Source organism: Actinosynnema sp. NPDC023658 (assembly GCF_040639995.1).
In the GTDB taxonomy this organism is placed as follows: domain Bacteria; phylum Actinomycetota; class Actinomycetes; order Mycobacteriales; family Pseudonocardiaceae; genus Actinosynnema.
On sequence record NZ_JBFAAX010000368.1, the window covers coordinates 1 to 5,801 of the forward strand.

Sequence of the window (5,801 nt, forward strand, 5' to 3'; positions counted from 1 at the left end):
TCCGCGCCGCCGAGCGCGAGGGCTGGACCGTCGAGGTGCGACCGGTCGAGGTGGACGAGACGAGGCCGTGTCGACGTCGACACCGCCGGGCGTCACCAGCCGACACCGGTGGTCGGCGTCGGCCGCGGCGACGACCAGGGACGCCGCGAGCTCTACCCCCTCCTCGAACTCCGGCGCGGTGATCTCGCGCCGGTCGTCCAGCAGCACGGTGAACTGCGGTTGGTGCGGGTCGGCGTAGTCGCGGATCATCAGCTGCCCGGTCCGCGCCGTGGCCTTCCAGTGCAGGTGGCGTACCTCGTCACCGGGCACGTACGGGCGCACCTCGCGGACGTCGAGCGATCCCCGCGGCGAGGTCTCGGTGGCCTCCCCGTCGTGGTGGTGCAGCGGGAGCCCGCCGGTGACGGTGCCGACCGGGTGCGTCCGCGGGTACACCCACAGCGTCGCCGTCCCACCCACGGAGAGCTCGGACCGGCCGAGCCCGAGCGCGTCGGCGCGGAAGAGGGTCAGCGGACCGACCTCGTGCCTGCCGCGCCGCCCGGTGGGCAGCTCGTTCAGGTAGGGCTGCTCCGCGCCAGCGGCGAGCGGTCGGACCGCGATGGTCACCCGGTCCTCACCGACCCGGTCGACCGCGGTGAAGCCGCCCTGCCGCCGCGTGCCCGGGTTGTGCACGCGGAGCGTGATCACGGCCCGGCCGTTCCGCTCGACCCGATCGGGGAACAGCTCGCGGATGACCTCCACCCTGGGTTTCCGCCCGGCGACACCGAGCGCGGCGACCACCGCGCCCACGGCGATCGCGCCCAGCGCGACCAGCAGCGGGTAGCCCGCGACCACGCCGAGCACGATGAGCACGACCGCGACCGCGAGGGTGCACGCGCCACGTCGGGTCAGCCGCACGGTCAGGCTCCCGCCGCGCTCGTGACCGCGTTGGTGATCACGTTCGTGGGGGCGACCGGGGCCGGGATCTCCGCCAGCAGGTCGGCCACTATGCCCTCGGCCTTCCGCTGCCGCAGTTCCGCCTCCGGCTTGAGGATCAGCCGGTGGTCGAGCACCGGGTGCGCGACCTCCTTGATGTCGTCGATCGTCACGAACGCGCGCCCGTAGGTCGCCGCGAGCGCCTGCGCCGCGCGGACGAGCGCGATGGTGCCGCGCGGGCTCGCGCCGTACCGGACCTCGGAGTGCTGCCGGGTCGCGGAGGTGATGCTCGTCGCGTAGTCGATCACCGCGTGCTCGATCCGGGTGGCGCGCACCTGGTTCATGGCGTTCTGCAACGTCGGGATGTCCACCACGGCTTCCAGCTCGTCCGGATCGACGCCGGCGCGGTCGCTCATGACCACCAGAACCTCGGACGCCCGGTCCGGGTACCCCATCCGCAGCCGCATCAGGAACCGGTCCAGCTGCGCCTCGGGCAGCCGGTACGTGCCCGCCATCTCGATCGGGTTCTGGGTGGCGATGACCAGGAACGGCCTCGGCACGTCGTGGCGCACCGCGTCGACCGTGACCCGCTGCTCCGACATCACCTCCAGCAGCGCCGACTGGGTCTTCGGCGTGCCGCGGTTGATCTCGTCGGCCAGCACCACGTTCGCGAACACGCTGCCCGGGTGGAACGCGAACTCCTCGTCGCCCAGGTGGTAGACCTGGACACCGGTGATGTCGCCGGGCAGCAGGTCCGGCGTGAACTGGATCCTGTTCCAGGTGCCGCCGATGCTGCGCGCCAGGCAGCGGGCGAGCGTCGTCTTGCCCAGCCCCGGCACGTCCTCGATGAGCAGGTGCCCCTCGCTGAACAGCGCGGCCGTGGCCAGCCGGACGACCTGCGGCTTGCCCCGGACGACCTTCTGGACGTTCGCCGCGATCAGCTCGTACACCTGACCGGGAGTCAGCGTCACGATTTTCCCTTCCTGCAGTGGAGAACTCACCAGGTCACCGGGTTCGACCGGATCGGCGTGCCGTCCGGGAGGACCACCTCGACCCACGGCTGCTCACCGGGGCCGGCGTAGGCGAACTGGTCGATCGTGCTGCCCCCGTCGGCGTCGGTCGTCGTCGTGTACCCCCCGTTCTCGTATCCGTCGTCGACGTTGCTGTACGGCGTCACGTGGTAGGCGGTGTGCGGCGCGAACCCGATCAGGACGACGTGCATCCACGCGCAGTCCGGGTACTCGCCGCAGTACTCCTCGGTGGGGGCGCCCTTGCTCAGCAGGATCTGCGGCGGGGGCACGGCTTCGTGGGTGGCGGACGCGGGCGCACCGGTGAGGAACTGCCCATCGGGGGTCCTGGTCACCGCGCTCACCGTGAAGGTGACGGCCCGGTTGGCCGGAACCTGCGGGTACACGACCTGGGTCCCGGTCACCTGCTGCGAGCCCAGGCCGGTGGCGGTGACCTCGTAGTGCGCCAGCACGCCGCCGTTGAGCGCGGGCTGCGCCCAGGTCAACGTGACGTCCCGGCTCGGCCGGTCGTCCGCGTCGTAGTCCGCCCGGAGGGCGACCGGCGCCGCGGCCGGTGAGACCGGCGCGTTCGGCGTGACCGGGCCGGTCGACGCGCCGGGGCCGGGGCCCACCTGGTTCGCCGCGGCCACCGTGAAGGTGTAGCTGACGCCGTTGGTCAGGCCGTTGACCTGGTACGCGCCCGCCGCACCGCCGACCGGGACGGACCCCGCCCCGCCATCGCTCCCCTGCCACGACACCACGTACGAGGTGATCGGCGCGCGGTTGTCGGGCGCGGCGCCCCAGGTGACGGTCGCGGATCCGTTGCCCGCCTGCGCGGCGACCCCGGCCGGGGCGCCGGGACGGCCCGGCGGCACCGGGGGCGGCGTGGCGATCACGGTCGGCTGCTCCCGCTGCCGGTGGTCCCCGGCGGGTGGCAGGGGAACGTCGGGCGGCGCGGTCCGGTCGGGAGATCCCTGGGTCGACGTGGCGGTGGTCGTGGCGGCCTTCCGGGTCACGTCGACGTCGGTCACGCTGCCGTCCTCGTCGACCATCAGCACCTGCGTGCCGTCGGTGTCCTCGACGTAGACCCGCTTGTCCTCGCCCAGGGCGAGCCGCGGCTCCCCGGTCCGGTCCTGGAGCGGCTTCTCGTCCTTCCTCCGCCCGTCCGCGCCGTAGGTCAGCACGGTGCCGTTCTGCCGGTCCACCAGCGCGACGACCTCACCGGTCGACACCGGGCCGTCGTAGTCACCGGTGCCGAGCGCCACCGTCACCGACTCGGCCGGCGTGGTCCTGGTGTCCACCAGGACCAGGCTGCTCCGCGCCGGGCCCGGGTCCAGGATGGCCAGTCGGCCGTTCGCGTCCTGCGCGGCGGGCCGGGAGTTCGGTGACAGCTGGACGCCGAGCGCCACGCCCTCACCGAGCGCGTCGCCGTCGATCGGGTGCAGCCTGCCCGTGAACAGGTCGAGGAACGCGGGCCGACCGTCCACGACGGTCAGCGCGCCCGCGTGGTCCGGCGGCGCGGACACCGGGCAGCCGGAGACCTCGACCGCGTCCTTGGCCAGCGTGCAGATCTGGCCCTTCCCGGTGCGGTGGAACCACACCGTGCCGTCCGGGGTGACCACCGGGGTGCCGATCGCGCCACCGGTGGGGATCGTCGCGGCCGGGTCACCGAGCCGGATGATCCGGCCGGTGTTGGGGTAGACCGCGTACGGGCCGCCGACGACCTCGATGCCCAGCGGGATCTCGTCCGAGGGCGGCTTGGCCGAGTGCCGCGGTGTCAGCGACCCCTTGTCGAACTCGGTGATCCTGCTCTGGCCGACGACCCAGCCGCTGGTGTCGCTCTGCAGCACCTGGCTGCCCACCTCGGCGTCGAGCGCGAACTCGGCGTCGAGGCCGGTCGTCGCGCCGTCGACGTGGAACACGACCCCCAGGACCGAGTTGTACATCCAGTGCCCGGTGTTCGCGAACCTCGCCGCGGACAGCGGCGGGGTCACTCCGGCCAGGACCGCTCCGACGGTCGCCGCGCACACGACGGCGAGCAGGACGAACGGCCGGCTCGCGCGGGCCGCCGAGCGTTTGCTGGTCACGGGGCGGGATGCTAGCGACGGTGTCCGGGGACCGGTCCCCAACTTCCCTACCTGCGGTTTTCCTACTCCTCCAAGGCGAAGCTGTCACGGATCGAGGCGATCAGCGGTTCGGCCGACGCCCACTCCTGCTCCAGGGTTGCCGCGTCGGCCGCGTACAGCGAGAACGTCAACGTGTAGAGCGCCCCGGACGCCACGGCCCTCGTCCTCGTGCGGTAGTGCACGGCGCCGGCGCGGTAGGTGCACTCGAAGTCCGCCGACGAGGCGTTGCCGGACAGCTCGATCCGGCGGTAGTCCGAGTTCTGCTGCCTCGTGCGCTGGACCTTGTCCTCGCCCGTCAGCACGTCGATGGCCGACACCCCGGGCTTGCCGGTGTTGCGCTGCACCTCCACCTTGAGCGTGCCGACCTTCGGGTCGGTCCGCCTGCCCTCCCAGGTGACGGAGCTGAGCGGGCCGTCGATCGACGAGGTGCGCGGCCAGTCGGACGGGATGCCGATCCTGAAGCCCAGGCGTTCGCGGTAGTCCTTCAGCGGGATGTCCCGGGTGTCCGTCGCGGTGGCGGCCTCGGACCCGGAGGTCGTCGTCGGTGAGGCGGTGCCGCGACCGCCCGGTGGGAGGTTCGTCAGGACCACGGTGACCACCACCGCCACGACCACAGCGCCGGCCGCGACCAGCAGCCCGCGCCTCGACCGCGGCTTGGCGGCCGGAGCGGTCGGGGGGAGCGTCGGCGCGTCCGGCGACACCGGGCCGCCCGCGCGCGGCGGCAGGAAGGGCGGCACCCCGGTGCGGGTGTTGGGCACGGTCCCGTGGGCGACCGTCAGCTCACCGGCCGGGTTGACCACCCGGGTCGGGTACTCCAGCCGCACCCTCGTCCCGGGTGGCGCCGAGGCCGGCAGCGCCGCGATCTCGGTCAGCTTCCGGATCGCGACCTCGGCCGTCATCCGCTCGGCGGGCTTCTTGCGGAGCAGCCCGTCGATCACCGGCGCCAACCGGCCGACCTTGGGGTCGGGAGCGGGCTCCCAGGACAGCACCGCCCCCAACGTGGCCTGGACGTCACCGCGGGAGAACGGCGTCCGGCCGACGACCATGCCGTAGAGCATGATGCCGACCGACCACAGGTCGGCCGCCGGCAGCGCTTCCTCCCCCCGGATCCGCTCCGGCGAGATGTACTCCGGCACCCCCGGGAGCTGTCCCGTGGCGGTGAGCACCGAGTCGCCGTCGATCAGCGCGATGCCGAAGTCCGTGAGCACGACCTGGTCGTCGACGAGCATGACGTTGCCCGGCTTGACGTCCCGGTGCAGCACGCCGTTGCCGTGCGCGTAGTCGAGGGCCTCCAGGATCTGCGCGCCGATCCGCGCGGCCCTGTCCACCGCCATCGGGCCGTCGGCCTCCAGGGCGTCGCTGAGCGAGCGCCCGTGCAGCAGCTCCATCACGATCAGCGGCAGTCCACCGTCGGTCACCACGTCGTGGACCGTGATGACCCTGGGGTGCTTGCTCAGCTTCGCGGCGGCCCTGGCCTCCCGCAGCGCGCGCCGGACCTCCGGGTCGTCGTCCCGGATCACCCTCCCCCTGGGTGCCACGATCTCCTTGATGGCGACCTCGCGGTCGAGGTACTCGTCGTGCGCACGCCAGACGACTCCCATCCCCCCTCGACCGAGCGCCTGTCGCAGGCGGTACCGCCCGGCGACCAGTCTCCCCTCACCCTCAGTCACGGCAGTAATATAGCCACGCAGCTGCTGCTGACGTCCGTGCGCCGGGGTCTGGACCGCGAGCGCCAGGACGTGCCGACGGACGAGTC

General features: G+C 72.9%; 4 protein-coding genes. All 4 read right to left on the minus strand.

The annotated features are described in order from the left end of the window. Positions 1–894 (minus strand): DUF58 domain-containing protein (locus AB0G02_RS26540; RefSeq protein WP_360798629.1); only part of this gene is annotated, 894 nt, incomplete at its 3' end. Between the two features lie 2 nt (positions 895–896). After that, the gene (locus AB0G02_RS26545; protein WP_360798632.1) at positions 897–1,883 is read right to left on the minus strand and encodes a MoxR family ATPase; all 987 of its coding nucleotides are present in this window, start codon (positions 1,881–1,883) and stop codon (positions 897–899) included. A gap of 26 nt (positions 1,884–1,909) precedes the next feature. Beyond that, entirely contained in the window at positions 1,910–4,006 is a 2,097-nt protein-coding gene (locus AB0G02_RS26550) for a fibronectin type III domain-containing protein (protein WP_360798635.1), read from the minus strand. Positions 4,007–4,068: 62 nt separating this feature from the next. Further along, complete coding sequence (locus AB0G02_RS26555) at positions 4,069–5,715, minus strand: serine/threonine-protein kinase (RefSeq protein ID WP_360798638.1); 1,647 nt, start codon at positions 5,713–5,715, stop codon at positions 4,069–4,071. Between the last annotated feature and the right edge of the window lie 86 nt (positions 5,716–5,801).